This is a genomic window from Mesorhizobium sp. M7A.F.Ca.MR.362.00.0.0 (assembly GCF_004023175.1).
Classification (GTDB): domain Bacteria; phylum Pseudomonadota; class Alphaproteobacteria; order Rhizobiales; family Rhizobiaceae; genus Mesorhizobium.
Genome location: NZ_RZTF01000603.1, coordinates 1 through 2,526, shown reverse-complemented (window position 1 = coordinate 2,526; position 2,526 = coordinate 1). Strand labels below are relative to the sequence as shown.

Genomic DNA, 2,526 nt, shown 5'->3' with positions numbered 1-2,526 from the left:
CCGAACCATCAGCCTTCACGCGAACCTTGACGTTCGCATCCACAACCCGCTTCACGGGCACAAGGATCTTCATTTGCCTGTCACCTCTTCACGCTAGTTGGGCGCGCTATAACAGCCTGCGCCCGTTCTGAGTTGTCGAAAGCCGACATTCCTGACTGAATTTTGGCCGGATGGAATTCCGGCCGGATGGAAATTCTGGTGTTTGTCCGCCTTAGGTTGCGGCGGTGACGTTTCCGTAGTTGCGGCAACCCTGCACGTCAATACGCTGCAAGCGGCTCAAATCGGTTCAGTCCGAACTGGAAGTGTTTCCTCGCCCCCAGCGCGGCGTCGCGGCGGGCGGGTCGGGGATCAGCGGTTCCGTGGCAACCGGCGGTTGGTCGGGAGCGGTGGGCGCGACGTCCTCGTCGGCGCCGGCAAACAGCGGCACGCCGCGGCTGCGCAGGACGAGCACAAGAACGGCTCCGGCAATGATGCCGCCGATATGGCAGGCCCACGAAATCTGGTCCTCGCCGCCGGCGGCAAACATCACCACCTGGAACAGCACCCACAAGATGAGCGGGATGAAGGCCGGGATGCGGAGCGGAATGCGGGCAAAGGCCAGCACCCAGACCTTCACCCTGGGATAAAGGATCAGATAGGCGACGACCACACCGGCGATGGCGCCGGAGGCACCGATCAGCGGCGCCTGCGAATCCCAGGCGACGAGGCCCTGGAAAGCGGCGCCGGCGATCGCGCACAACAGGTAGAAGATGAGGTAGCGGATGTGGCCGAGCGCATCCTCGACATTGTCGCCGAACACCCACAGGAACAGCATGTTGCCGCCGAGATGGAAGATGTCTGCATGCAGGAAGGAATAGGTGAGGTAGCTCAGGCTTTCGGGGATGACGATGAAACGGGGATCGAGCTCGGCGGTGTCATGGACGACCGACGGGATGAAGCCGAGACCAAGCACGGCGGCATTGGAGAAACTCTCGCCGCCGAGCGCGGTGGCAAGGTAGACCAGGGCATTGACCACGATCAGCCCGATGGTCACATATTGCAGCCTGATGTGCCGCAGCCTGTTGGTGTCGTAAAGCGGGATGAACATGCCCCAGGCCCTCTTCCGCTTTCGACAATCAGCGGTTCTTGCCGGGAACCCATAGCACGTCGGCGTTTCCGTTGTCATTGACCGCCCGGGCGGCGACAAACAGGAAATCCGAGACCCGGTTGATGTATTTCAGACCGTCGCGGTTGACGTGCTCGTCCGGATCCTGGGCAAGGGCCACGATCAGCCTTTCGGCCCGCCGCGCCACGGTGCGGGCAAGGTGAAGTGCCGCCGCTGCCGGCGTGCCGCCATTGAGCACGAAGGATTTGAGCGGCTGAAGCTCCTTGTTGAGAAGGTCGATGTCCTTTTCGACCCGGTCGGTCTGCACGGCGACGATCCGAAGCGGCTCATAGCCGAGCGGCTTGCCGTCGTCGGGCACGGCGAGATCGGCGCCGAGGTCGAAGAGATCGTTCTGGATGCGGGAAAGCATGGCGTCGATCGCGGGATGGATCGCGGCCGTGTGGACCCGGGCGATGCCGATGCAGGCATTGGCTTCGTCGACCGTGCCGTAGGCGTCTACCCGCAGGTCGGATTTCAGCCGCCTCTCGCCGGTGCCGAGACCCGTGGTGCCATCATCGCCGGTGCGGGTGTAGATCTTGTTGAGCTTGACCATTTCGCCTCCCCGCCGACATCCCTCACTTGCGGGTGAAATACACCGCAAGCAGGATCAGCACCAGCGCCACGGCCTGCAGCATGACGCGCGCCTGCATCAGCTTGTTCGATGTGACGCCGGAGCCGCCGCGCATCATATTGATGAGGCCACGAACAAGCACGACCGCAACGGCGACCATGACCAGAATGGCGAGAATGTTGAAGACGGTTGCCATTGTTTCGTTCCAGTTGTTTTGGCGTTCAGGCGCGTTTGGCCATCAGGCGGTAAAGCATCGATGCCGGCAGGATGCGTTTGAGCACCGTACCGATCCTGGCCGGCACTGTTACCACATAGTGCGGGCGTGGGCGCCGCGACAGAAGTGCATGGCGCAGCGCCGCAAGAACGACTTCCGGCCCTGGCTTCAAGGCCGATTGGCTGCCGCCGGCCCGCAGCCGTTCGAGTTGCGCCGCATAGTCGGTGCACGGAATTTTCGTGGTCGATGTTGCCGAGAAACCAAATGAGGCCATTGCTGGCGATCTTCGACTTCACCGGCCCCGGCTCGATCAGCGAAACGTGGACGCCGCTGCCGGCCAGTTCCTGGCGCTGGCAGAGCATCAAGGCCTCCAGTGCATGCTTCGACGCGGAATAGGCGCCGCGAAAGCGCACCGGGACGAGGCCAAGGATCGACGAGCAGTGGACGATGCGGCCCTGACCCTGGCGGCGCATCACCGGCACCAGCCGGCGGGTCAAATCATGCCAGCCGAAGAAATTCGCCTCGAACTGCTGCTTGAGCACCGCAACGGGCAGATCCTCGACGGCGCCCGGCTGCGCATAGGCGCCGTTGTTGAAC

Annotated in this window: 3 protein-coding genes and 1 pseudogene; all 4 read right to left on the bottom strand. The window is 62.9% G+C overall.

What is annotated here, in order from left to right:
* Positions 1–286: 286 nt before the first annotated feature.
* Positions 287–1,087 carry a rhomboid family intramembrane serine protease gene (locus EOC06_RS35810; protein ID WP_127272488.1) on the bottom strand — a complete coding sequence of 267 codons (801 nt, stop codon included), beginning with the start codon at positions 1,085–1,087 and terminating at the stop codon, positions 287–289.
* A gap of 28 nt (positions 1,088–1,115) precedes the next feature.
* Positions 1,116–1,697 carry a cob(I)yrinic acid a,c-diamide adenosyltransferase gene (locus EOC06_RS35805; protein WP_127270629.1) on the bottom strand — a complete coding sequence of 194 codons (582 nt, stop codon included), beginning with the start codon at positions 1,695–1,697 and terminating at the stop codon, positions 1,116–1,118.
* Between the two features lie 22 nt (positions 1,698–1,719).
* Positions 1,720–1,911: a twin transmembrane helix small protein gene (locus EOC06_RS35800; protein ID WP_013529428.1), complete on the bottom strand. Its 192-nt coding sequence runs from the start codon at positions 1,909–1,911 to the stop codon at positions 1,720–1,722.
* 25 nt (positions 1,912–1,936) lie between these two features.
* Positions 1,937–2,526 (bottom strand): annotated as a pseudogene (locus EOC06_RS35795) (SDR family NAD(P)-dependent oxidoreductase); the annotation flags it as partial.

Excerpts from the sequence above, each read along its gene's own strand:
- EOC06_RS35810 (WP_127272488.1), bottom strand. The coding sequence starts at position 1,087 with ATGTTCATCCCGCTTTACGACACCAACAGGCTGCGGCACATCAGGCTG.
- EOC06_RS35805 (WP_127270629.1), bottom strand. The coding sequence starts at position 1,697 with ATGGTCAAGCTCAACAAGATCTACACCCGCACCGGCGATGATGGCACC.
- EOC06_RS35800 (WP_013529428.1), bottom strand. The coding sequence starts at position 1,911 with ATGGCAACCGTCTTCAACATTCTCGCCATTCTGGTCATGGTCGCCGTT.